The sequence below is a fragment of the Nocardioides panacisoli genome, assembly GCF_039537325.1.
Taxonomy (GTDB): domain Bacteria; phylum Actinomycetota; class Actinomycetes; order Propionibacteriales; family Nocardioidaceae; genus Nocardioides; species Nocardioides panacisoli.
Map to the genome: position 1 here is coordinate 45,224 of NZ_BAABAH010000018.1, position 22,075 is coordinate 67,298.

General features: G+C 71.8%; 21 protein-coding genes. 9 read left to right on the forward strand and 12 right to left on the reverse strand.

Annotated elements, in window-relative coordinates:
- Positions 1 to 529 precede the first annotated feature (529 nt).
- Positions 530 to 1,900 carry an MATE family efflux transporter gene (locus tag ABD709_RS19015; protein ID WP_344778403.1) on the forward strand — a complete coding sequence of 457 codons (1,371 nt, stop codon included), beginning with the start codon at positions 530 to 532 and terminating at the stop codon, positions 1,898 to 1,900.
- Positions 1,897 to 2,451 (forward strand): hypothetical protein, encoded by a 555-nt coding sequence (locus tag ABD709_RS19020; protein WP_344778405.1) that lies wholly within the window; start codon positions 1,897 to 1,899, stop codon positions 2,449 to 2,451. Before ABD709_RS19015 ends, ABD709_RS19020 begins: the two co-directional genes overlap by 4 nt.
- Before the next feature lie 73 nt (positions 2,452 to 2,524).
- Here ABD709_RS19020 and ABD709_RS19025 read toward each other — a convergent pair whose 3' ends face one another.
- The 6 genes from ABD709_RS19025 to ABD709_RS19050 all read right to left on the reverse strand — a co-directional run bounded on the left by ABD709_RS19025 (position 2,525) and on the right by ABD709_RS19050 (position 7,221).
- Positions 2,525 to 3,121 carry a hypothetical protein gene (locus tag ABD709_RS19025; RefSeq protein ID WP_344778407.1) on the reverse strand — a complete coding sequence of 199 codons (597 nt, stop codon included), beginning with the start codon at positions 3,119 to 3,121 and terminating at the stop codon, positions 2,525 to 2,527.
- A gap of 196 nt (positions 3,122 to 3,317) precedes the next feature.
- A complete protein-coding gene (gene rplI / locus ABD709_RS19030; protein WP_344778409.1) occupies positions 3,318 to 3,764 on the reverse strand; it encodes a 50S ribosomal protein L9 in 447 nt (148 codons plus the stop codon).
- Positions 3,765 to 3,785: 21 nt separating this feature from the next.
- Positions 3,786 to 4,022: a 30S ribosomal protein S18 gene (rpsR, locus tag ABD709_RS19035; protein WP_344778411.1), complete on the reverse strand. Its 237-nt coding sequence runs from the start codon at positions 4,020 to 4,022 to the stop codon at positions 3,786 to 3,788.
- 73 nt (positions 4,023 to 4,095) lie between these two features.
- Positions 4,096 to 4,632 (reverse strand): single-stranded DNA-binding protein, encoded by a 537-nt coding sequence (locus ABD709_RS19040; RefSeq protein ID WP_344778413.1) that lies wholly within the window; start codon positions 4,630 to 4,632, stop codon positions 4,096 to 4,098.
- 93 nt (positions 4,633 to 4,725) lie between these two features.
- The gene (gene rpsF / locus ABD709_RS19045) at positions 4,726 to 5,013 is read right to left on the reverse strand and encodes a 30S ribosomal protein S6 (RefSeq protein WP_344778415.1); all 288 of its coding nucleotides are present in this window, start codon (positions 5,011 to 5,013) and stop codon (positions 4,726 to 4,728) included.
- A 162-nt stretch (positions 5,014 to 5,175) separates the two neighbouring features.
- Positions 5,176 to 7,221, reverse strand: coding sequence for an FHA domain-containing protein (locus ABD709_RS19050; protein ID WP_344778417.1), 2,046 nt, complete (start codon positions 7,219 to 7,221; stop codon positions 5,176 to 5,178).
- Positions 7,222 to 7,337: 116 nt separating this feature from the next.
- On the opposite strand from ABD709_RS19050, the gene ABD709_RS19055 reads away from it, so the two are divergent.
- Positions 7,338 to 8,135 (forward strand): deoxyribonuclease IV, encoded by a 798-nt coding sequence (locus ABD709_RS19055; protein WP_344778419.1) that lies wholly within the window; start codon positions 7,338 to 7,340, stop codon positions 8,133 to 8,135.
- On the opposite strand, the gene ABD709_RS19060 is transcribed toward ABD709_RS19055, so the two are convergent.
- Positions 8,132 to 9,373, reverse strand: coding sequence for an MFS transporter (locus ABD709_RS19060; protein WP_344778421.1), 1,242 nt, complete (start codon positions 9,371 to 9,373; stop codon positions 8,132 to 8,134). The genes ABD709_RS19055 and ABD709_RS19060 overlap by 4 nt on opposite strands.
- Positions 9,370 to 9,945 carry a helix-turn-helix domain-containing protein gene (locus ABD709_RS19065; RefSeq protein ID WP_344778423.1) on the reverse strand — a complete coding sequence of 192 codons (576 nt, stop codon included), beginning with the start codon at positions 9,943 to 9,945 and terminating at the stop codon, positions 9,370 to 9,372. The genes ABD709_RS19060 and ABD709_RS19065 overlap by 4 nt, the downstream gene beginning before the upstream one ends.
- Positions 9,946 to 10,057: 112 nt before the next feature.
- Between ABD709_RS19065 and ABD709_RS19070 the strand changes: the two genes are divergently transcribed.
- The 3 genes from ABD709_RS19070 (at position 10,058) to ABD709_RS19080 (ending at position 14,091) form a co-directional block, all read left to right on the forward strand.
- A complete protein-coding gene (locus tag ABD709_RS19070; protein WP_344778425.1) occupies positions 10,058 to 11,737 on the forward strand; it encodes a PQQ-binding-like beta-propeller repeat protein in 1,680 nt (559 codons plus the stop codon).
- A gap of 133 nt (positions 11,738 to 11,870) precedes the next feature.
- The gene (locus ABD709_RS19075) at positions 11,871 to 13,010 is read left to right on the forward strand and encodes a lipid II:glycine glycyltransferase FemX (protein WP_344778427.1); all 1,140 of its coding nucleotides are present in this window, start codon (positions 11,871 to 11,873) and stop codon (positions 13,008 to 13,010) included.
- 4 nt (positions 13,011 to 13,014) lie between these two features.
- Positions 13,015 to 14,091 carry an alanine racemase gene (locus ABD709_RS19080; RefSeq protein ID WP_344778429.1) on the forward strand — a complete coding sequence of 359 codons (1,077 nt, stop codon included), beginning with the start codon at positions 13,015 to 13,017 and terminating at the stop codon, positions 14,089 to 14,091.
- On the opposite strand, the gene ABD709_RS19085 is transcribed toward ABD709_RS19080, so the two are convergent.
- Both ABD709_RS19085 and ABD709_RS19090 read right to left on the reverse strand, forming a co-directional pair.
- On the reverse strand, positions 14,049 to 15,482 hold the full coding sequence (locus tag ABD709_RS19085; RefSeq protein ID WP_344778431.1) for a glycosyltransferase family 87 protein: 1,434 nt from the start codon (positions 15,480 to 15,482) through the stop codon (positions 14,049 to 14,051). The two genes, ABD709_RS19080 and ABD709_RS19085, sit on opposite strands and share 43 nt — an antisense overlap.
- A 12-nt stretch (positions 15,483 to 15,494) precedes the next feature.
- Positions 15,495 to 17,759 (reverse strand): transglycosylase domain-containing protein, encoded by a 2,265-nt coding sequence (locus ABD709_RS19090; RefSeq protein ID WP_344778433.1) that lies wholly within the window; start codon positions 17,757 to 17,759, stop codon positions 15,495 to 15,497.
- Between the two features lie 121 nt (positions 17,760 to 17,880).
- On the opposite strand from ABD709_RS19090, the gene ABD709_RS19095 reads away from it, so the two are divergent.
- Positions 17,881 to 18,459, forward strand: a complete 579-nt coding sequence (locus ABD709_RS19095; RefSeq protein ID WP_344778435.1) for a helix-turn-helix transcriptional regulator — start codon at positions 17,881 to 17,883, stop codon at positions 18,457 to 18,459.
- Positions 18,456 to 19,541 carry an inositol-3-phosphate synthase gene (locus ABD709_RS19100; protein ID WP_344778437.1) on the forward strand — a complete coding sequence of 362 codons (1,086 nt, stop codon included), beginning with the start codon at positions 18,456 to 18,458 and terminating at the stop codon, positions 19,539 to 19,541. The genes ABD709_RS19095 and ABD709_RS19100 overlap by 4 nt, the downstream gene beginning before the upstream one ends.
- Positions 19,542 to 19,587: 46 nt before the next feature.
- Here ABD709_RS19100 and ABD709_RS19105 read toward each other — a convergent pair whose 3' ends face one another.
- Positions 19,588 to 20,910 (reverse strand): adenylate/guanylate cyclase domain-containing protein, encoded by a 1,323-nt coding sequence (locus ABD709_RS19105; RefSeq protein WP_344778439.1) that lies wholly within the window; start codon positions 20,908 to 20,910, stop codon positions 19,588 to 19,590.
- Between the two features lie 34 nt (positions 20,911 to 20,944).
- The gene (locus ABD709_RS19110) at positions 20,945 to 21,415 is read right to left on the reverse strand and encodes an SRPBCC family protein (RefSeq protein WP_344778440.1); all 471 of its coding nucleotides are present in this window, start codon (positions 21,413 to 21,415) and stop codon (positions 20,945 to 20,947) included.
- A gap of 68 nt (positions 21,416 to 21,483) precedes the next feature.
- On the opposite strand from ABD709_RS19110, the gene ABD709_RS19115 reads away from it, so the two are divergent.
- Positions 21,484 to 22,074: an SHOCT domain-containing protein gene (locus tag ABD709_RS19115; protein ID WP_344778441.1), complete on the forward strand. Its 591-nt coding sequence runs from the start codon at positions 21,484 to 21,486 to the stop codon at positions 22,072 to 22,074.
- Position 22,075: the final 1 nt, after the last annotated feature.

Sequence of the window (22,075 nt, forward strand, 5' to 3'; positions counted from 1 at the left end):
GCCGTCGCTCCGCGGAGCCTGACCCGGCTCGTACGGCGCGGGCCCGTCGCCCCAGCTGTCGTACGGCTCGTCCGGTACCTCGGCCAGACTCACGTCTTCCCCCTCGGACACACGCTCGGACAACGCTGCTCAGGCCACCGTCAGGGCAGGGTCCGACACAACCCCGGAGGGCCGGATCTCACCGCCGCACGACAGACTCGGATGGCGAACCTACGGTCGGCGTACGCCGGTTGGGAAGCGGCGTATCCACAGGGCTTGGGGATAACCCGGGGCAAGAGGTGGACGACACGCGTCGGCCGTGTGCACCGGCTGGGGAGAAAGGTGTGGAGATGGCCCGTCCGACGTCTCGAATTCCGCTTCTGACCTGCGCGGACGCTTCTCCCATGGTGTGGAGCGAAAATTCTGGACAACTTCTTTCGTTCACCCGCCTGTCACCTGGCCGTCCACGCCCGGTGACGGGCCGGGACCCCGGTCCAGACCACTTTCCACAGGACGGCGGCGGTTATCCACCGGGGCGGGAGCGGCGCCCGTGACGAGGGTCCGGCCGACCGCCGACGACCGTGAGATCGGGCGGCTCGCCGTACCGGCGTTCCTCGCGCTGGTCGCCGAGCCGTTGTTCCTGCTCGGCGACTCCGCGGTGGTCGGCCACCTCGGCACCGACCCGCTCGCGGGCCTGGGGATCGCCGGCACGATCCTGCAGACGCTGGTCGGGCTGTGCGTCTTCCTCGCGTACGGCACGACGGCCGGCGTCGCCCGGCAGCTCGGCGCCGGGCGCCGGGCCGCCGCGCTGGCCCAGGGCATCGACGGGCTCTGGCTCGCCGTCGTGATCGGCGTGGTCGTCACCGCGCTCGGGATCGGCCTCGTCGACCAGCTGGTCGCCCTGCTCGGCCCTGGCCCCGGCGTCGCCGGGCCGGCGGCGACGTACCTCCGCGTCGCGCTCCTCGGCGTCACCCCGCTGCTGCTGATGCTCGCGGCGACGGGCGTGCTCCGCGGGCTGCAGGACACCCGCACGCCGTTGGCGGTCGCCGTGGGCGGCAACGCCCTCAACCTGCTCCTCAACGTCGTGCTCGTCTACGGCGCGGGCCCGCTGCCCCGGCTGGGCATCCGCGGCTCGGCGCTCGGCTCCGTGATCGCACAGGCGCTCTCCGCGGCGGTGCTCGTCGCCGTCGTCGTGCGGGTCGCTCGTCGCGAGGGCGCCACGCTCGCCCCGGACCTGCCGGGCATCCGTACCGCCGCGCGGGCCGGCGTGCCCCTGCTCGTCAGGACCCTCACCCTCCGCGCGGCGCTGCTCGTGACGACGTACGCCGTCGTGGTGAGCGCGGGCCGCGGCCTCGGCGGGCAGGCGGTGCCGATCGCCGCCCACCAGCTGGCGATGACGGTCTGGACCTTCCTCGCCTTCGCCCTCGACTCGATCGCCATCGCGGCGCAGGCGCTCACCGGTCGCTACCTCGGCGCCGGCGACGCTGCCGGGACCCGGGCAGTGACCCGCCGGATGGTCGGCTGGGGCGTGGTCTGCGGGGTCGTGACCGGGATCGGTCTCGCGGCCGTGTCGCCCGTCCTCGGAAACCTGTTCACGGCCGACGAGGCCGTCCACCGCGCGCTGGTCCCCGTGCTGCTCGTGGGCGCGCTCGCCCAGCCGGTCGCGGGTGTCGTCTTCGTCCTCGACGGGGTCCTCATCGGTGCCGGCGACGGGCGCTACCTGGCGTGGGCCGGGGTCGTGGTGCTCGCCGGATACGCTCCGCTCGTGCTGCTCACCGCCCACGCCGACCTGCCCGGCGCCGCGTTGACCTGGGTGTGGATCGTGTTCTGCGTCGTCTTCACGGGCGGCCGGGTCGCGACGCTCCTGCACCGGGCGTACGGCGACCGCTGGCTCGTGACCGGCGCGGAGCCCGCTCGATGAGGCAGCCCCTGCTGGCGGTCGCGATCGGACTGGTCATCGTCGCCCTCTACTCGCGCGCCGGCGGCTTCGACCTGCTGCCCGACCCGATCGGCTGGGCGCTCGTCCTCGGGGCGCTCCGCACCATCACCCACCGGGTCGAGCTGTCCGCCCGTTCGGTCCTCTGGGTGCTCGGCATCGGCGCGCTGCTCGCGTCCGCGGTGCTGTGGTGGCCGTCCGTGCACGACTGGTTCGCGGACGCCGATCCCGCCCTGGGCTGGGCGATCGACCTGCCGTCGCTGACCTTCTGCGCCGTGCTGTGCCACGCGCTCTCGGTGCAGGCCCGCGCCGCCGGGGAGACCTTCGCGACCGGCTGGCTCGCCTGGACCGCGATCGGGTTCGTCCTCAGCGCTCTCGCTCCCGCCGTCGTGATCGGCGGTGGCGTCGAGTCGCTGCGCGACCCCGCCGGCATCGTCACCGGGCTGTCCCAGGTGTCGCTGTTCGTGCTCTGCCTCGCCTATGCCGCGCGGGCGTGGGCGGGCGCCGCCGAATCCCCACGGGATGCAGGCGAGTAGTCACCTCCCGTGCGGAGCTCCGCACGGGAAGCGGCGACTCACCCGCATACCGTGATGATTCGGCCCGCTCGCGCTACGGCAGGCGCTTCAGGACCGTCTCGGCCAGGCTGATCGTCTGCGCCTGGGGGTCGCCCTCGTGCTGGTAGCCCGGCTGGAAGGCGAGCTCCACGACCAGCGCGGCGCTGTCGGTGCACGCGATCAGCTCGGCGGCGAACGGGTCGCTGCTCGCCTCGCCCCACAGGGCGCTGGTCGCGCCGTCGACGTCCACGGCCTTCGACGTCGGCAGGCTCGCGGACGGGCACTTGTCGGAGATGCTGACGGTGGCGGCCAGGAAGTTCTTCGCAGCGAATGCGCAGCCGGCGCCGTCGCCGGTGGCGGAGCCCGCCGCGGGCGTGACGCCGTACGCCGTCGCGATGTCGATCTTCTTGACCACGTCGCACGCGGCCGGCAGGCCGCCACCCGTGCCGGTGTCCGAGCTCTCGGGGGCCGACGTCGACGCGGACGCGGTGTCGGTCGACGCCGACGCGGTGTCGGTGGACCGGTCGACCGGCATCGAGCTGCTCGTCGACACGTCGTCCTTGGCCTGGGCGTCGTCGTCGCCGCCGCAGGCGGCGAGGACCGGCGCCAGCGCGAGCAGGGCGACGGGCAGCAGGACGCGGACGGACTTCATCGAGGCTTCCTCCGTGGGGGATCTGAGGCAGGACCGACGTCAACCCTCCCACGGTCGTGCGGCCGCGCCCGGCGCTGCGGTGGCGTGTCGGGGTCTCGAGACGGTCGCTGCGCGACCTCCTCGACCACCGACGAAGGACGGGGGCCGCCCGCAGGCGGCCCCCGTCCAGGGGTGTTGCGTCAGTCGGCCGGTCGGTTCAGGCCGGGATGACGTTCAGCGAGACCGCGGCCGAGACGTCGTCGTGCAGCTTGACCGAGACGGCGTGGTTGCCCAGCGTCTTGATCGGGCCGCCGAGGACGATGGTCCGCTTGTCGATCGACTCGCCGGTGCGCTCGCCGAGCGCGTCGGCGATGTCACCGAGGGTGACCGAGCCGAACAGGCGGCCGCCCTGGCCGGCCTTGACCTTCACGTCGACCGGGGCGTCCTCGAGCTTCGCCTTGATCTCGGAGGCGTGCGTCTCGTCGCGGACGGCCTTGGCCTGCACCGACGCCTTGATCGCGTCGGCCTGCGCCTGGGCGCCGCGGCTCCAGCGGAGCGCGCGGCCCTGCGGCAGCAGGAAGTTGCGGCCGTAGCCGTCCTTGACCTCGACGATGTCGCCGGGGGCGCCGAGGCCCTCGACCTCCTGGGTCAGGATGATCTTCATGTCAGCGTCTCCTTCCGGCGATCAGCGGCCGGCGGCCGTGTAGGGCAGCAGCGCCAGCTCGCGGGCGTTCTTGACCGCGATGGCCACGTCGCGCTGGTGCTGGACGCAGTTGCCGGTCACCCGCCGCGCGCGGATCTTGCCGCGGTCGGAGATGAACTTGCGGAGCAGGGCGGTGTCCTTGTAGTCGACACCGGTCGCCTTCTCCTTGCAGAACTGGCAAACCTTCTTCTTGGGCTTGCGGACGACTGGCTTCGCCATTGTGGTGCTCCTCCTTCAGAGCCCGGCGGCTCAGTCACGGCCGCCGGAATGGTCGGTTTGATGGTTGGTTGGATCAGAAGGGAGGCTCGTCGGAGCCGCCACCCGGGGCGCCCCACGGGTCGTTCGCCGGAGCTCCGCCGCCCGACGGCGCACCGCCGGCGGGGGCCTGCGAGGCCCACGGGTCGTTGGCGGGGGCGCCGCCACCGGAGCCACCGGCCGAGCCGTAGCCGCCGCCACCGCCGGATCGGCCGGCCCGGGTGACCTTGGCCGTGGCGTAGCGCAGCGCGGGACCGACCTCGTCGACGTCGATCTCCATCGCGGTCCGCTTCTCACCCTCGCGGGTCTCGTACTGCCGCGACTTCAGCCGGCCCGAGACGATCACGCGCATCCCCTTGGTCAGGGACTCGGCGACGTTTTCGGCGTACTGCCGCCAGACCGCGCACGAGAGGAAGAGGGCTTCGCCGTCCTTCCACTCGCTGGTCTGCCGGTCGAAGGTGCGCGGCGTCGAGGCGATCCGGAAGTTCGCGACCGCAGCCCCCGACGGGGTGAAGCGCAGCTCCGGGTCGTCGACCAGGTTGCCGACGACGGTGATGACGGTCTCGCCTGCCATGTGGGTGTCTCCCTAGCGATCAGATGCTGTTGGACGTGTGTCGGTCCATCGTGGCCGCGCCCTCCGACATGCGGAAGGGCTCGTCCACAGGTGTCAGCCGACGGGCCGCAGCACCTTGGTGCGGAGGATGGCCTCGTTCAGACCGAGCTGGCGGTCGAACTCGGCGACGGTCGCGGGCTCGGCGGTCAGGTTGATGACCGCGTAGATGCCCTCGGCGTTCTTGTTGATCTCGTAGGCCATCCGGCGGCGGCCCCACACGTCGACGTTGTCGACGGTGCCGCCGTCCTTGCGGATGACGTTGAGGTACTTGTCGAGCGACGGCTCGACCGTCCGCTCGTCAAGGCTGGGGTCGAGGATGACCATGACTTCATAAGCGCGCAAAGCGGTCTCCACCTCCTCTGGACTCAGGCGGCTGCGGACGTTCCGCAGCAGGAGGGCTTCGCTGTACGCCGACACCGGGTGGCGCGGCGGACAGGACAGGCTAGCAACGGCGTACGCCGACCGCCGAATCCGCGGTGCTGCTGGAGATGCTGTCGGAGGGGGCTACTGGAAGACGAGCGGGTCGTCGGTCGTCAGGGACCCGATCGTGAGCTCGGCGATCACGCCCGGCAGCTTCTTCGCCAGCGTGAACGGGACCGTGATGCAGGTGTCGTCGGTGCCGAAGCTCCACCGGTCCTCGAGGCTGCCGAGCTCGGTCCGGCCGTCGACGGCGAGGAACGTCACCGAGAGCGGCGTGCCGTCCTCGACGCCCGTGACGGCGTACTCGGCGTAGATCGTCGACCCGGCCGGGACCTGGTTCTTCGGCGCGGCCTGCGGGTCGTCGAGGCTGCTGGAGCCCTGGCAGTTGCCCTTGCCGTCGGGGCTCCACCCCGCGGAGGTGACGGTCGCGGACGCCGGCACGTCGGTCGGCATCTCCTCCATCGAGTCCAGGAAGGGCGAGGTGTAGGTGGAGCCGGAGTCGGCCGCGTCCAGGATCCCCTGCGCGAAGTTCACCGGGCGGATCCGCGCGGACCCGCCGGTGAAGCTGCCGCCGGCACCGGTCTTGCCGACGGTTCCCTCGGTCACGACGTTGTCGTTGAGGCCGATGATCTCGCCGTCGTCGTTGATGGACGGGCCGCCGGAGTTGCCGGACCCGATCCGCACGTCGCTGTCGATCCAGGCGCGCTCGTCGTCGATCGGCTCGTCACCGAGGAAGGTGGAGACGACGCCACGGGTCACGGTGAGGGCGTTCTGCGTGAAGCCCTCGGTCGTCGCGACGTGCGCGACGCCGGGGAACCCGAGCGCGGTGACGTTGTCGCCGGTGCGTACGGCGTCGCTGTCGCCGATCGGCAGCGGGGCCGGGAGCTTCAGGTCGGCCGGGTCGATCGGGTTCCCGTCCGCGTCGCCGGTGATCTGCATGATCGTGAGGTCGAGCGGACCGTCGGAGGCGACCGCCTGGGCCGTGTACTCCGGGTCGGCCGGCTTGTCGTCCTCGGACGAGGTGAGGGCGATCTGGAACGCCGCCGGTGCCGGGTCGCTGTCCGGGAACAGCGCCCCGGGTGCGTGCGGGTCGCCGACGTGGGCGACCGTGAGGATCTTGCCGTCGGGACTGATGATCGAGCCGGAGCCCTTGCCGAGGACCTCGCCGTTCGCGTCGAGCGCGATGATGAGGACGGTCGCCTGCTTGGCGCGGTCGAGCGCCGCGGCGCTGAGGCCGTTGTGGTCCGGGGAGCCCGCGTCGGTCGCCGAGCTCTTCTCGTCGTCCCCGCTCAGCCACCACACCAGGCCGAGCCCGCCGAGCACGAGGACGAAGGCCGCCGCGATCGACGTCAGGATCAGTGCCGTGCGCTTGCGCTTCTTGCTCGCGAGCGCGCGCTGCGCCTCGCCCGCGGCGACGATCGGCACCAGCTCGATCTCGGCGCCGGCGGTCGGGTGGCCGAGCATCAGGATCGTCGGCTCGTCCCCGAGCTTGCGCTGGGTGACGCGGTCCTCCTCGTCGAACGTGCCGGCCGTGGAGCGGTCGACGTACCACCAGTCGCGACCGCGCATCTCCAGCGTCGCGTGCAGCCGGGAGACCGACGGGTCGTCGAGCACGACCTCGCCCGCGGGGTCGCGGCCGATGCGGACGGTGGTGCCGGCCGCGAAGCGCTTGGACTCGTTGCCGATCCGGACCAGGATCCCGGGGCCCGCGACGACGGCGCCGTAGGGACCCGGCGCACCCGGAGCGGGCCCGCGGCCGGGCAGCACCGTCTGCTCGAGGTTGATCGGCGCTCCCGCGGCGGGCGGAGCAGGCGCCGGGAACGGCGGCTGCTGTGCCGCGCCCTCGACGGCCAGGGTCATCTCGTCGCCGTCGACCGATCCGAACCGCACCGAGGTCGGGCCGCTCACGCGGACCTCGCTCACCCGGGTCCCGTTGACGAACGTGCCGCTGCTGCTGCCGACGTCGACGACCGACCAGCCGTTGCCCTCGGAGCGGATCTCGGCGTGACGTCGCGAGGCAGCGGCCCCCGGCAGCACGATGTCGTTCTCGGGCGCACGCCCGATCGTCACGACCCGAGGCTCTTCGAAGGTGTAGGACCGGCCACCGGCCTCGACGCGCAGCGTGCTCATGGCCCGGATGCTAGGCCCGCGGGGGCCTGCCCAAACGCAACTCCGGAGGTTTTCGTCCCCACGGATGACCGGTGCTGCGAGCGCAGCTGTCCACGGACGCTCCTAGTCTGGGTGCCATGAGCGAGATCCCGATCGGTGCCCACGTCGAGCAGACCGACCCGATCGCCGAGGCCGAGGCGCGCCAGGCGCCGCTGGTCCAGTTCTTCCTGGGCAACCCGCAGAGCTACAAGGGACCGGTGCTGGCCTACGAGGGCGGCGCCGAGAAGCTGCGCGCCGACGCGGAGTCGGCGGGCGTCGACCTCTACGTGCACGCGCCCTACCTGATCAACGTCGCCACCACGAACAACCGGCAGCGGATCCCGAGCCGCAAGCTGCTGCAGCAGCACGTCGACGCGGCGGCCGAGATCGGCGCCAAGGGGCTGATCGTCCACGGCGGCCACGTCCAGGACGAGGACGACCCGGCCAAGGGCTTCGACAACTGGCGCAAGGCCGTCGAGGCGACCGACCTCAAGCTGCCGCTGCTCATCGAGAACACCGCCGGCGGCACCAACGCGATGACGCGCTACCTCGACCGGATCGCCGGCGTCTGGGAGGCGATCTCCAAGGCCGAGGGCTTCGACATGGTGGGGTTCTGCCTCGACACCTGCCACGCCCACGCCGGCGGGAACCCGCTCGAGACGATCGTCGACGACGTCCGCAAGATCACCGGGCGCATCGACCTGGTGCACTGCAACGACAGCCGCGACGACTTCGACTCCGGCGCCGACCGGCACGCGAACTTCGGCGCCGGCCGGATCGAGCCCGACCTGCTCGCCCAGGTGGTCCGCGACGCCGGGGCGCCGGTCGTCTGCGAGACGCCCGGCGGCGCGGCCGAGCACGTCGCCGACTTCGACTGGCTGCGCGAGCGCCTCTAGGCGGCCGCGGCGACCTCGGCGGGCCGGCGGTCGATCTCGCGCCAGCGCGGGTCGACGGCGGGGAACATCGTCACCACGAAGTAGGCCGCGCCCGTCACGAGCATCGCGACGGCCAGGCCGAAGCCGCTGATCAGGCCGCCGCCGAGCAGGCCCCCGAAGGGCAGCAGCGCGAAGCACATCGCGGTGGTCAGCGACGACACCCGGCCCACGAGGCCCGCCGGGATCCGTTCGAAGACCACCGCCCCGATCACCGGGTTGATGAACCCGGACGCGAATCCGCCGGCGACGACCACCGTGCCGATCAGCCACAGCGGGCTGTCGAACGCGAAGACCGCGAAGCGCGGCGCCCCCGCGACGAGGAACGCGACCAGGTAGACGCTGTAGCGCGGGATCCGCGTCGCCCAGGCCGCCGCGCTGATCGACCCGAGGGCCGAGGCGCCGCTCCAGAAGGCGAAGACGAGGCCGAGCGCCGTGGCACCGGCGTGCCCCTGCTTCGCCCACACCGGCATCAGCACCGACGCGTACGCCGCGTCGAGCAGGTTGGTCAGCGCGACCATCACCGCGATGCCGAGCAGGATCCGGTCGCCGCGCAGGAAGTCCCAGCCCTGCCGCAGCTGGCGGCGGTACGGCGTCCCCGCCGCCGCCGCGTCCTCCGGGTCCACCGCCGGACCGCCGAGCCCCACGGTCGCCCACCACACGACGGCGGCGCACACGCCGAAGCTCAGGGCGTCGACGACGAGCGCGTTCGCGGGCCCGACCAGGGAGACCAGCAGCCCCGCCCCGGCAGCCCCGAGCATCGAGGAGGTCCGCTCGACGGTGCTGATCAGCCCGGTCGCGCGCTCCATCGGCACGTCGGCGTCGCGCGCCATGATCGGTACGAGCGCGTGCTTGGCGGCGTCGCCCGGGCCGCGCAGTGCGCCGGCGACCGCCACGAGCGCGAGCAGCACCCCGAAGGGCAGCGCCCCCGCCTCGTGCAGGGCGGGCACCGCCCCGACCGCCAGCACGCTGGCGACGTCACAGGTGATGGCCACCCGCCGCGGACCGATCCGGTCGATCACCGGTCCACCCAGCACCTTCAGCAGCACCATCGGCAGCGTCTCGGCGAGTGCGACGAGGGCGGTGCGGCCGGGGCTCCCGGTCGTGGTCAGGACGAACCACGGGAGCGCGATCATCGACACCCGGGTCCCGACGAGCGAGATCGTCTCGCCCGCCAGCCACCCGTAGAGCGGCCGCCTCATTGCCCGGCGCCCAGCCGCCCCGGCCGCGGGAACGCGGTCAGCTGGACCACGAAGTCCTCGACGCCCTCACCGTCGGCGTCGTCCTCCTCGGTCTCCTCGATCACCGTGACCATCGCCTCGAGGAGCGCACGCGCCCGCTTGGCCGTCAGGCGCAGCCCCCAGTCGCTCAGCGTCGAGGCCCGGCGCCACTCCTCCGGCAGGACCGGCCGCTCCTCCACCGCCCGCTGCAGCTGCTCGGTCATCACCACGGCGACGGCCTGGGCGTAGGCGTCGAAGGTCTCCTCGGCCTCGCGGTCGCCCGGCGGCGGCGTCTCGGTGCGCGTCGCCTGGTGGGCCGCCCGCCACCACCGGTCCCGGCCGTTGCCGCGCTCGTGGTCGTCCTCCACGAACCCGTGCTGCGCGAGCTGGCGCAGGTGGTAGGACGTCGCGCCGGTGTTCAGGCCCAGCCGCGTCGCCAGCGTGGTCGCGGTCGCCGGGCCCTCGGCCCGGAGCAGGCCGAGCAGCCGCACGCGCACCGGGTGCGTGAGGGCCTTGAGCATCGCCGGCGTCGGGGTGATCGAGGTGATGTCCACGTGCTGACCCTAAGACCGCAAAGGAGTGTTTGCAAACATTTCTTTGCAATCTTGGCTCCGCACCTCCCCGCCCGGCGTTTCGCCGTCCCCCTCGGGCGGGTAGGACCCGCGCATGCTCCGTGTCCCGGTGGTGCTCGTAGCCGGCGTGCTGGCCCTCTCGTCCTGCAGCTCCGGCGACCCCGCGGCCGAGCCGCGGACCGGGTCCTCCGCGTCGACGCCCGTCGTCGCACCCCTCGACGTCGCCTGGCACGCGGCCTTCGCCGGCACGCCCTTCGACGAGGTCGACGACAGCCGGGGCGACGCGCTGTGGAGCGGCGACGGCGACGTGAGCATCGTGACCAGCGCGGTGACGACGTACGACGCCGGCACCGGCGAGCGCCGCTCGGTGGTCGACCTGCCCGGCAAGGTGTGCGCGATCTCCCGCGAGGTCAACGCCGACGGCGTCGGCGCGGTGGCGCTCGGCCGGGGCTGCCGGACGGTCGTCGCCGTCGACACCCGGGCCGGGAAGATCGTCGGGCGCTGGGAGACCGGGTCCCAGGTCTACCTGCAGGACGTGTCTGTCGGCGACCGCGTCGTCGTCGCCGCCGACGCCTCGAACGGCGCCTACCGGTTCGACCTGCGCTCCGGGAGGCCGCTGCCCCGGCTCGGGCCCGGCTCCGCGGCAAGCGACGGTGTCCTGGTCGTCGTCGCCTCCGGACCGACGTCGCACCAGGACTTCGAGGTCTACGACCAGGACTCCGGCCGGCTCGTACGGAAGGTCGCCGGCGGCGTGAACACCGACGTCTTCGACATCGTGGACGACCGCCCGCTGCTGGTCGCGGCCCACACCAACGACGTCGGCAACCACGTGATGGACCTGTCCGGACGCGAGGCGGTGCCGAGCGGCCGGGAGATCGACGTCAGCTACCCCAACCTCGGCGGCTACGAGGTGCTCGACGGCACGCTCTTCCTCCAGTACGGCGGCGCGCCGGTCGTCGACGCCTGGGACGGCGACCGGGCGCGGCTCGCGCCGTACGCCGTGCTCCACGCCTCCGAGGCCGTGGTCGGGACGCACGACGGGCGCCTGGTCACGGTCGAGACGTCCGGTGACCCGCTCACCGGTGGCGGGACGGTGGTCCGGGCAGTGGATCCCGACGACCCCGAGGAGCCGATCGTCCTCGGAGCGGCCGGCGTGGACACCGCGGCCCTGCTGCTGTCCACGACGACCGCCGAGGTCGTCGGCGACGTCCTGGTGACACCGGTCGACGACGAGCTCGTGGCACTGACCCTTCCCGACGACGGCGTGCCGCAGTCGGACCTCGACGCGGCTGCGGGGCTCGGCGACGGCGACTACACCCCCGCCGACGCCGCGGACCTCTGTCCCGGCCTGCGGCCGGCGACCCTGGAGGCCGTGGGGATCCGTGCCGGGCGCGGCGGCTACCGCGCCGACTGCGCCCTCCTCGACGTCGACACCGACGCCTTTCTCAGCACCGCCGCGTTCGCCAGCACCGCCGACGGGGACCTCGACCCCGTCGACGTGGCAGAGCACACCTTCGCCAACACGGTGAAGGCGAGCGGGACCAACAACCTCCCCCCGCTGGCGCCGCTCCCCGGGCTCGGCGACCAGGCCGCCTGGGGGGACGGTAAGCAGAACGGCACCGGCCTGCTGGTCCGGGTCGGCAACGTGACCGTCATCGTCCAGGGCACCCGCCTCGCCCTCGCTCGAGGCACGAGCATGAAGGAGGCGCTGCGTGCCATCGGCGAGGACCTCGTCGCCGAGCTCGACCGGCGGCAGGCCGCACGCCTGCGTTGACGACCCGGCCGCGAGAGCTGCAGCTTTCCCAAGGGATGCAGGAAAGGCTGCGCCTCCCAGGACGCACAACCAACGGGAAGTGCAGGTTTCCCTGCATCCCTTGGGAAACCTGCAGCCCGATAGCCTGACCCCCATGCCGAGCGTGCGCCCGATCTCCCCGACCGAGCACCGCGACTACCTCGACTCGATCCCGTCGGCCAGCTTCCTGCAGACGCCGGGGTGGGCACGGGTCAAGAGCGTGTGGCGCAACGAGTCGCTCGGCTTCTTCGGCGACGACGGGCAGCAGGCGGGCGCAGCGCTGGTCCTCTACCGCAAGCTCCCGCGGCTCAAGCGCTACCTGGCCTACCTGCCCGAGGGCCCGGTCCTCGACTGGTCGGCCGACCGGCTCGAGGAGTGGCTGACGCCGCTGGTGCGGCACCTCAAGGCCGAGGGGGCGTTCGCCGTACGCATCGGGCCGCCGGTCGTCACCACCCGCTGGTCCGCCGCGCAGGTCAAGGACGGGATCGCCGATCCCGACGTCCGCCTGCTCGGCCAGGTCCCTCCCACCGAGCGCTCCGCCGAGGGCGCCAAGGTGGTCGCGCAGCTGAGCGACCTGGGCTGGCGCCACCAGGGCGTCGAGGGCGGATTCGCGGCGGGGCAGCCGCAGTTCGTCTTCCAGATCCCCCTCCGGGACGCCGACGGCACCGCGCGCACCGAGGACGACGTGCTCAAGGGGATGAACCAGCTCTGGCGCCGCAACATCAAGAAGGCGGCCAAGGAGGGCGTCGAGGTCCGGGCGTCGGCACCGGAACATGCCAGGGAGGACCTCAAGGCGTTCCACGACCTCTACGTCCACACCGCCGAGCGCGACCACTTCACGCCCCGCCCGCTGGCCTACTTCGAGACGATGTACGACGCCCTGAACGCCGACGCCCCCGACCGGCTCAAGGTCTGGCTCGCCCGCCACGAGGGCGACCTGGTCGCCGCGACGCTCGCGGTCCGGGTCGGCGAGCACGCGTGGTACTCCTACGGCGCCTCCTCCACCGAGAAGCGCGAGGTCCGCGGCTCCAACGCGGTGCAGTGGGAGATGATCCGCGACGCGATCGCCGCCGGCGCGGCGGTCTACGACCTGCGCGGCATCACCGACACCCTCGACGCCGACGACTCCCACGTCGGGCTGATCCAGTTCAAGGTGGGCACCGGCGGCGAGGCCGTCGAGTACGCCGGCGAGTGGGACCTGCCGATCAACCGGGCGCTCTACAAGGCGTTCCAGATCTACCTCGCCCGGCGGTAGCGCGATGAGCCTCACCCTCACCGTCGACGGCCCGCGGTGGCGCAGCCACCTCGAGGCCGTGGCCGCCGCGCATCCCGGCCTGGTTCCCGTCGCCAAGGGCAACGGCTACGGCTTCACGCTCGGCCGGCTCGCCCGCAGGGCGCAGTGGCTGCGCGACCGGGGCCACGACGTCACCGCGCTGGCCGTCGGCACCTACGACGAGCTGCCCGAGGTCGCCTCCCGCTGGGACGGCGACCTGCTCGTCCTCACGCCGTGGCGGCCGTGGGTCGAGCTCCCCGAGCCGGGCCTGCGGCGCCGGGTCGTCCACACGGTCAGCAGGTACGCCGACCTGTGCGAGCTGCTCACCCGCGACCCCGAGGCCCGGCTGGTGCTCGAGCACGTCACCAGCATGCAGCGGCACGGGATGACCGGCCGCGAGCTGTGGGACGCGGGCGGTCTGGTCCGCGGGCACCCGGGGGCGCACGTCGAGGGCGTCGCCCTGCACCTTCCGCTGCAGCACGGCTCGCACCTCGGCGAGGTCAACCGGCTGTTGGTGGACGTCGTCGCCGCCGACCTCCCGGCCCGCGCCGGCACGACGATCTGGGTCAGTCACCTCACCGACGCCGAGCTCGCGGCGCTCCGCGACACCTACCCCGACTTCAGCTTCCGGCCGCGGATCGGCACCCAGCTCTGGCTCGGCGACCGCGACGCCCTCCGGGTCACCGCGACCGTGCTCGACGTGCACGAGGTCGAGCGCGGCGACGCGTTCGGCTACCGCAGTCGCACCGTGCCCAAGTCCGGCCACCTGCTCGTCGTCAGCGGCGGCACCGCGCACGGCATCGGGCTGGAGGCGCCGACCGGCGAGATGTCGGTGAAGGCACGGGCCGCGACCCTCGCCCGCGGTGGGCTCGACGCGATCGGGTTCGTGCGGTCGCCGTACTCCATCGACGGCAAGCAGCGGCTGTTCGCCGAGCCACCCCACATGCAGGCGTCGATGCTGTTCCTGCCCCACGGCAGCCGGGTGCCCGAGGTCGGCGAGACCGTCGATGTGCGGGTGCGCTACACCGCGACGGCTTTCGACCGGGTCGTCATCGAGGGCTGAGCGCCCTCGACCAGCTCGACCACCGGGTCGCGGTCGGGCCGCAGGATGTCGCGGACGACCACGCCGACCAGGTACAGCTCGGCGAGGACCCGCACGGCGATCGCGACCCAGTAGAAGCCGACGTCACCGCCGCCGGTCGGGTTGAGGTAGCCGCCGAGGTACCACCACACGCAGCAGAAGTAGAAGACCTCGCCCGCCTGCCACACGATCTGGTCGCGCCAGCGCGGCCGGGCGAGGACGGCGAGCGGGAGCAGCCACAGGACGTACTGCGGCGAGTAGACCTTGTTGACGAGCAGGAACCCGGTGACGATCAGGAACCCGAGCTGTGCGAGCCGCGGGTCCGCGGCCCCGGGGCTGCGGCGGGCGACGAGCCCGAGCACCAGGACGCCGGCGCACCACGCCCCGAAGAACACCCACGAGACCACGTTGATCGTGTGCGCCGAGGTCGTGGTGTTCGCCGCCTGGTCGATCACCAGCCACACCGAACCCAGGTCGGCGCCCCGGCTGGAGTTGAACTCCCAGAACACCTTCCACTGGTCGCGGCCGGTCAGCAGCGCAGGAGCGTTCGCCACCAGCCACGCGACCCCGGCCCACACGAAGGCGAGCAGGCAGGCGACGTACCTCCGCTGCCGGATGCAGAGCACCAGCACGGCGCCGAGCAGGAAGAGCGGGTACAGCTTCGCCGCGGTGCCCAGACCGATGAGCACACCGGTCAGCACCGGACGATCGCGCGACCACGCCCACAGCGCACCCGCGACGAACACCACGGCGAGCAGGTCCCAGTTGATCAGCCCGGTCAGCACCAGCGTCGGCGAGACCGCGAACGCCGCTGCGTCCCAGGGTCGGCGCGGGTTCACCTTGGCGAGCAGCCACACGCTCAGCAGCGCGAGCGCGCCGAACCCCACGGCGTTGACGAGCTGGAAGATCGAGGTCTCGCGCTGCACGCCCGGGATCCCCCCGAGCTGGTCGACCGGCGTGCGGTAGCGCTCGTCGAGGTCGGGCGACCCGTCCAGCCAGTGCGTGACCCACGCGGTGCCCCAGGCCCAGTAGGCGATACCGACCGGGTACTCCATCACCTCGTAGCGTGCCCGGGTCTGCTCGTCGTCGGAGAACGGCCACGCCAGCTCCGCGAACCCGCGGGGCACGTAGAGCGGGCGCAGGTCCGTGTAGCACATGTGGGAGTAGGCCCAGTTCTGGTCGTGGTCGGTGTCGATCGAGCACGGCGCCTTCTGCACGAGGCCGAGCGCGAACCCGATCGCGGCCAGGACGAGCAGCACCCGGACCGGGCTCCACCACCAGTGGTACGTCGCGCGGTCGCCCATCGGTCCCCCGACCACCTCGCTCAGCGAGCCGACGACCCGGTCGTCCCGGGTGGGGTGGACGTGCGTCATCCGGGCGTGGTCCTAGGCCGCGGGCCGCCGGCGCCGGCCGCGCTGGTGCGGGGTCCGCGACGGCTTGCTGGTCGGCGTGCTGGCCGGCGGCTGCGAGCTCGACGGGGGCGCGCTGCTCGTGCCGCCGCCGTCGCTGCTCGACCCGGTGTCCGTCGGCTCGGTCGGCTGGGTCGGCGTGTTCGTCGGCGTGGACTTCGTCGTCGTCGGGTGCGAGGGCGACGGCCGGTGCGTCGGCGAGGGCGGCGGCGTGTACGGCGCGTGCCCGGTCGTGGGCGCCGTCCCGTCGACGTTCGCCGCCGGCGGGAACTCCTCGACCGGCAGGCCCTCCATGTCCTTGAGCATGATCGCGGTCCAGGTGCGCGCCGGGTAGGAGCCACCGAAGTACTCCGGCAGCCAGCCGTCGAGCTGCTCGTTGCCCTTGCCGCGGACGTACATCACCGCGGTCGACAGCTGCGGCGTGAAGCCGACGAACCAGGCCGACGACACCTGGTCGAGCCCGTTGGTCGCCGTACCGGTCTTGCCGGCGGCGGGCCGCCCGAGCCCCAGGGCGGCGGTGCCGGTGCCGTACTTCACGACGTCCTGCAGGGCGTAGGAGACGTCGGCCGCCACGTCGGCGGAGATCGCGCGGTGCGTGTCGACCTTGTGCTGGTAGCGCGTCTTGCCGTCCGCGTCGACGACCTTCTCGATGATGTAGGGATCGGCCGCCACGCCGCCGTTGGCGATCGTCGCGTAGCCGTTGGCCATGTTGATCGGGCTCACCGTCTGCGACCCGAGCGCGACCTGCGCGTTGGCGTTGAGGCCCTCGGTGTAGGACGGGAAGCCGTAGGCGTTCGCGGGCTTCTTCAGGGGCGGGATCCCCATGTCCTCGGCGGTGTCGACGATCTTCTGCGGGCCGTCGGGGGTCGAGAGCGTCAGGTCGATGTAGCAGGTGTTGATCGAGTCCTCGGTCGCCTTCAGCAGGCTGACCGCGGAGCCGTAGTCGGTGTCCTGCTCGTTGACGAACTCGGTGCCGTCCGGGGCCGTGTACGGCGAGTTGCCGTCGAAGGTGTCCTTGAGGGACCACCCGTTCTTCAGCGCCATCGCGAGGGCGAACGGCTTGAACGTCGAGCCGGCCTGACCCCCCTCGACCGCCCAGTTCAGCTGCGACTGCAGGTAGTCCTGGCCGGCGTAGATGCCGCGCACGGCGCCGGTGCCCGGCTCGACCGTGGCGACGCCGACGTGCAGGTTCTTGTCGCTGAACTCCGCTCCGTCGGGACGCTGCTCGTCGACGCCCTCGGCCGCGGCGTCCATGGCCTTCTGGGTGAACGTCGTGGTCACCTTGAGCCCGCCGCCCTCGATCTCCTCCTCGCTGAAGCCGAGATCGAGCAGCTGCTGCTTCACCATCTGCAGCACGTGGCCCTTCTCGCCGCCGTAGGTGTCGTTCGGCTCCTGCTTCGGGAAGGGCGGAAGCAGCTTCTCGGACTTGGCCGCCCGCCCCGAGTCGACGGTGCCGAGCTTGGCCATCGAGCCGAGGACGTACTGGTAGCGCTGCTTCAGCGCGATCTTCGCCTTCTTGCCGTTGCTCGGGTCGAGGTCGTTCGGGTCGTTGAGGACGGCCGCCAGGACCGCCGCCTGCTTGAGCGAGAGGTCCTTGGCGTCGACCTGGAAGTAGGCCTGGGCAGCGGCCTGGATGCCGTAGGCGCCGCGGCCGAAGTAGATGGTGTTGAGGTAGCCCTCGAGCACGTCCTGCTTGGACAGCTGCTTCTGGATCTTCAGCGAGAGGATCGCTTCCTTGACCTTCCGCTTCCAGGAGCGCTCCTGGGTGAGGTAGAGGATCTTCACGTACTGCTGGGTGATCGTCGAGGCACCCTGGGTGCTGCCGCCGGAGGCGTCGTTGAACGCCGCGCGCAGGATGCCCTTGGGGTCGATGCCCTTGTTGGTCCAGAAGCTCTGGTCCTCGGCGGCGACCACCGCGTCCTTGATGTTCTGCGGCATCTCGCCGTACTCGATCGGGTCGCGGCGCTGGATCGCGAAGTCGCCGAGCTCGGTCTTGCCGTCGTCGTAGTAGACGTGCGTGGTCGCGGTCAGGTAGTCCGCGTTCGGGCTCGGGATGTCGATGCTCTTGTAGAGCACGACGAAACCCCCGACGGCGACCAGGATCATCACCAGGAACCCGATCGAGGCCCACTTGAGGAGCCACAACAGCCGCTGCTTCGGCGTCTTCGGGGTCTTCGAGGCCTTCGCCCCGGCCCCGCGGCCCGTCGCCATCGCGCCCGCTTTCCGCTTCCCACTCGCCACGGGCGGCAAGCGTACGGGGCCGGTCCGCAGGCCTCCATTCGGCGGCCCCGGGGACCCTCGACGGACGCGGCCGATCCATCGGATGTTCGCATTCCACGGATATATCGCTACGATAGGTCGCATGGCACGGCGTGGAGACACCATCGAGCTGGCAGTCCTCGGGCTGCTGCACGAGGGACCCATGCACGGTTACGAGCTGCGCAAGCGGCTGAACCTCATGCTCGGGTGGGGACGGATCCTGTCCTACGGCTCGCTCTACCCGGCGCTGAAGAAGATGCTCCGCAACAACCTGATCGAGGAGCTGTCCGGTGCCGCCGGCGTCGCACCGACGTCGAGGCGCCAGCGGATCGTCTACCAGGTGACCGAGAAGGGGACCGAAGAGTTCTCGCGCCTGATGACGGACGTCGGTCCTGCCGCGTGGGAGGACGACAACTTCGACATCAGGTTCCGGTTCTTCTCCTCCACCGACATGGAGATCAGGCTCCGCGTCCTCGAAGGGCGCCGGTCCCGGCTCCAGGAGCGACTCGATCGCGTGCAGCGCGAGCTCGCGATGACGCAGAAAGAAGTGGACCGCTACGCCGCCGAGCTGCAACGGCACGGCGTCGAGTCGGTCGAGCGCGAGGTCCGCTGGCTCTCGGACCTGATCAATGCCGAACGGGGCACCCCGACCCCCACACCAGACAAGGAAGGACTCTCATGAGTTCGATTCGTGTAGCGATCGTCGGCGTGGGCAACTGCGCCACGTCCCTGATCCAGGGCGTGCAGTACTACCGGGATGCCGACCCCTCCGGCACCGTCCCCGGCCTGATGCACGTCTCGTTCGGCGACTACCACGTCAGCGACGTCGAGTTCGTCGCCGCGTTCGACGTCGACGACAAGAAGGTCGGCAAGGACCTCTCGGAGGCGATCAACGCCTCGGAGAACAACACCATCAAGATCTGCGACGTCCCGACGCTCGGCGTCGAGGTGCAGCGCGGCCCGACGCTCGACGGTCTCGGCAAGTACTACCGCCAGACCATCGAGGAGTCCGGCGCCGACCCGGTCGACGTGGTGCGCACGCTCAAGGAGACCCAGGCGGACGTGATGGTGTCCTACCTGCCGGTGGGTTCCGAGCAGGCCGACAAGTTCTACGCCCAGTGCGCGATCGACGCCGGCGTGGCCTTCGTCAACGCCCTCCCCGTCTTCATCGCCTCCGACCCCGAGTGGGCCAAGAAGTTCGAGGACGCGGGCGTCCCGATCGTCGGCGACGACATCAAGTCCCAGGTGGGCGCGACCATCACCCACCGCGTGATGGCGAAGCTGTTCGAGGACCGGGGCGTGGCCCTGGACCGCACCTACCAGCTCAACGTCGGCGGCAACATGGACTTCAAGAACATGCTCGAGCGCGAGCGCCTGGAGTCCAAGAAGGTCTCGAAGACCCAGGCCGTGACGTCGAACCTCACCGGATCGCTCGCCGGCCTGGTCGACGACAAGAACGTCCACATCGGCCCCTCCGACTACGTCGCGTGGCTCGACGACCGCAAGTGGGCCTACGTCCGCCTCGAGGGCCGCGCCTTCGGTGACGTCCCGCTGAACCTCGAGTACAAGCTCGAGGTCTGGGACTCCCCGAACTCCGCCGGCATCATCATCGACGCGATCCGCGCCGCCAAGATCGCCAAGGACCGCGGCATCGGTGGGCCGATCATCTCGGCGTCGTCCTACCTGATGAAGTCCCCGCCGGTGCAGCTCCCCGACGACGAGGGCCGCGCCCGCGTCGAGGCGTTCATCCGCGGCGAAGAGTAGGCATCGAACCCCGAGGAAGGGCCGGTCCGGGAGGACCGGCCCTTTCTCATGCCAGGGCGTAGGCGCGTTGCTCGCCGAGGCCCTTGAGCTCGAGCCCCTCGACGGGGGTGCAGACGGCGGTGCCGTCCAGGTCGGCGTAGGTCGCGTGGTCGACCAGCACCTGTCCGGCAGCGGCCTTGCCGCACAGCCGCGCGGCGAGGTTCACCACCCCGCCGAGCGGGGTGTAGTCGAAGCGCCCGTCGAAGCCGACCACACCGAGCGTCGCGTAGCCGCACGCGAGGCCGACCCCGTAGCTCAGGTCGTGGCCGCGCCGATGCCACTCGGCGACCAGCGCGTCGAGGTCTCTCCGCAGCTCGGCGACCATCGCGCCGGCGGCGCGTGCGGGCTCGGGGTGGGGCACCGGGTCACCGAAGTAGGCCATGATCCCGTCGCCGGCGTAGCCGCCGATCGTGGCGCCGTGCCGTTGCAGCACCTCTCCCACCGTCCGGTAGTAGAGGTCGAGGTCCGCGACGACCTCCTCCGGCTCGGAGTCCTTCGTGAAGGCCGTGAAGCCGCGCAGGTCGCAGAAGAACACCGCGATGCGCGCGCGGTGCGGCCGCATGACCGCGTCGGCGTCCGCCGACAGGACCGCGTCGGCCACCTGGGGGGTGAGGAAGCGGCGCAGGCCGCCGAGCCGCTCGATCTCGCCGACCTGCTCGGCCACCCGGTCCTCCAGGGTGCGGTTCACCTCGTCGAGCTCGACCCGGGCCGCGTGCTCCGACGCCGCGAGCCGGTCGGCCCGCTCCGCGAGGAGCCCGACGGTCATCGCCACGGCCACGATCGTCGACACGGCTGTCAGCCACTGGAGCGCCGGGTGGGCCCAGCCGTCCTGGAGGAACATCACCAGCCCGCACCCGACCACCGCATCGGCGGCGCCGAGCAGGGCCCAGCGCAGGCGCAAGGCGTAGAACGCGAACGGCAGCGCCTCGAAGTAGAAGACGACGACCACTGCGTAGTGCGGCCCCGAGGCCCAGATGCCCCCGGTCGAGAGGATGCCCATGGACAGGGTGATCACCGTGCCGGTGGCGGGCGTCCACCGCCGGATGGTCCGTCCGGGGAGCACCACCAGCCCGACCGGGATCAGCACGCCGACGACGAGGAGGACGACCGCCATCGCCACCAGCGCGTGCGGGTGCCGCAGCTCGTCCGGGACCAGCAGCCCGAAGAGGAAGGCCATCAGTGCGGCCTGGAGCGCGAGGAAGGTGCCGGCCAGGTAGATCCGCGTCATCGACCGCAACGTCATCGGCCGGACCAGCCCGACCAGTGGTCCGTCCCAGGGCTCCGCGTCGATCGCCTCGACGTCGGCGTCGCTCAGGTCCCAGAACCGCATGCCCGAGGCTAGCGCCGGGGCGCTTCCCGGCGGCTCAGCTTTCGACCTCGGCCTTGATCCGCTCGAGCGTGGTGTCCATTCCCGCCCGCACCTGGGCGTCGAACTTCTCCGGGCCACCCATCGCGAGGCGCTGGAACCGCGCGGAGATCGGGGCGAGGCCGTCGGGCGCCTCGCGGCGGTGCACGACGCGGGTCCCCCCGTCGGGCGTCGCGTCCAGCTGGTAGCTCCAGTGCATCCAGTTGTCCTTGATCCGGAAGGTCAGCCGCCGGGCGGGCTCGAACTCGATCACCTTCGAGTTCGTGGGCCAGAAGAACGGCCCGCTGCGGTTGATGTTCACCGTCTTGGTCCCGAGCGCGACCGGACGCCCCCCGCGCACGAACGTCCTGACGACCTGGGGGCTCCACGCGGCCATCCGCGGAAGGTCGGAGACCAGGGCCCACACCTCCTCCGGCGGTGCGGAGATCTCGATCTCGGCCTGGAGCGGGGCGGCGTCGTACGTCGGCATGCGCCGGACCCTAGCCGTCGGCCCGGCTCGGGCTCGTCCGACTGCGGTAGGAGCGGTAGGAATGGCTCATGTTCCACATCTACACCGATCACTGGTGGCGCAACCCCAAGCACGCGGTCACGACCGAGGCGACACTCGTCGAGGTCGGCGACCCTGAGCACCCGACCGGGAACGTCGTCTCCGGTCCCTACGACCCGACTCCGTCGGGCCGGTTCCAGTCGGTCACGGCCGAGGTCACCGACCCCCGGACGGGTCAGACCGTGCGCGCGACCGGCGAGTTCTACTCGGCGACCGGGAGCTACCAGGTCGGGCAGCGGGTCCGCGTCCGGTGGTCGGCCAAGCGCAAGGCGGTGGAGCCGTGGCAGGCGAACACGGCGCCCGAGGACGAAGTGGCGAACCCAGGTCTCGCACCGGTCGGACCGGTGCCGCTCGGGGGGTCGGCGCTGACCCCCGACCAGGCCGCTCGCGTGCAGCAGGCGCTCGGCGCCCTCGGGCTGGGGGATGCAGGCGTGCGGGTGGTGCGGATGAACCCCGGCGCCGACGGCGGCGTCCCGGACCCCGTCGGGCAGCTCGAGCGACTGGCAGCGCTGCACACGAGCGGAGCACTGACCGACGAGGAGTTCGCGGCCGAGAAGGACAAGATCCTGCACGCCCCCTGAC

Coding starts and splice junctions, on each gene's coding strand:
- ABD709_RS19020 (WP_344778405.1), top strand. CDS start 1,897: ATGAGGCAGCCCCTGCTGGCGGTCGCGATCGGACTGGTCATCGTCGCC.
- ABD709_RS19025 (WP_344778407.1), bottom strand. CDS start 3,121: ATGAAGTCCGTCCGCGTCCTGCTGCCCGTCGCCCTGCTCGCGCTGGCG.
- rplI (WP_344778409.1), bottom strand. CDS start 3,764: ATGAAGATCATCCTGACCCAGGAGGTCGAGGGCCTCGGCGCCCCCGGC.
- rpsR (WP_344778411.1), bottom strand. CDS start 4,022: ATGGCGAAGCCAGTCGTCCGCAAGCCCAAGAAGAAGGTTTGCCAGTTC.
- ABD709_RS19040 (WP_344778413.1), bottom strand. CDS start 4,632: ATGGCAGGCGAGACCGTCATCACCGTCGTCGGCAACCTGGTCGACGAC.
- ABD709_RS19050 (WP_344778417.1), bottom strand. CDS start 7,221: ATGAGCACGCTGCGCGTCGAGGCCGGTGGCCGGTCCTACACCTTCGAA.
- ABD709_RS19055 (WP_344778419.1), top strand. CDS start 7,338: ATGAGCGAGATCCCGATCGGTGCCCACGTCGAGCAGACCGACCCGATC.
- ABD709_RS19060 (WP_344778421.1), bottom strand. CDS start 9,373: ATGAGGCGGCCGCTCTACGGGTGGCTGGCGGGCGAGACGATCTCGCTC.
- ABD709_RS19070 (WP_344778425.1), top strand. CDS start 10,058: ATGCTCCGTGTCCCGGTGGTGCTCGTAGCCGGCGTGCTGGCCCTCTCG.
- ABD709_RS19075 (WP_344778427.1), top strand. CDS start 11,871: ATGCCGAGCGTGCGCCCGATCTCCCCGACCGAGCACCGCGACTACCTC.
- ABD709_RS19080 (WP_344778429.1), top strand. CDS start 13,015: ATGAGCCTCACCCTCACCGTCGACGGCCCGCGGTGGCGCAGCCACCTC.
- ABD709_RS19085 (WP_344778431.1), bottom strand. CDS start 15,482: ATGACGCACGTCCACCCCACCCGGGACGACCGGGTCGTCGGCTCGCTG.
- ABD709_RS19095 (WP_344778435.1), top strand. CDS start 17,881: ATGGCACGGCGTGGAGACACCATCGAGCTGGCAGTCCTCGGGCTGCTG.
- ABD709_RS19100 (WP_344778437.1), top strand. CDS start 18,456: ATGAGTTCGATTCGTGTAGCGATCGTCGGCGTGGGCAACTGCGCCACG.
- ABD709_RS19105 (WP_344778439.1), bottom strand. CDS start 20,910: ATGCGGTTCTGGGACCTGAGCGACGCCGACGTCGAGGCGATCGACGCG.
- ABD709_RS19110 (WP_344778440.1), bottom strand. CDS start 21,415: ATGCCGACGTACGACGCCGCCCCGCTCCAGGCCGAGATCGAGATCTCC.
- ABD709_RS19115 (WP_344778441.1), top strand. CDS start 21,484: ATGTTCCACATCTACACCGATCACTGGTGGCGCAACCCCAAGCACGCG.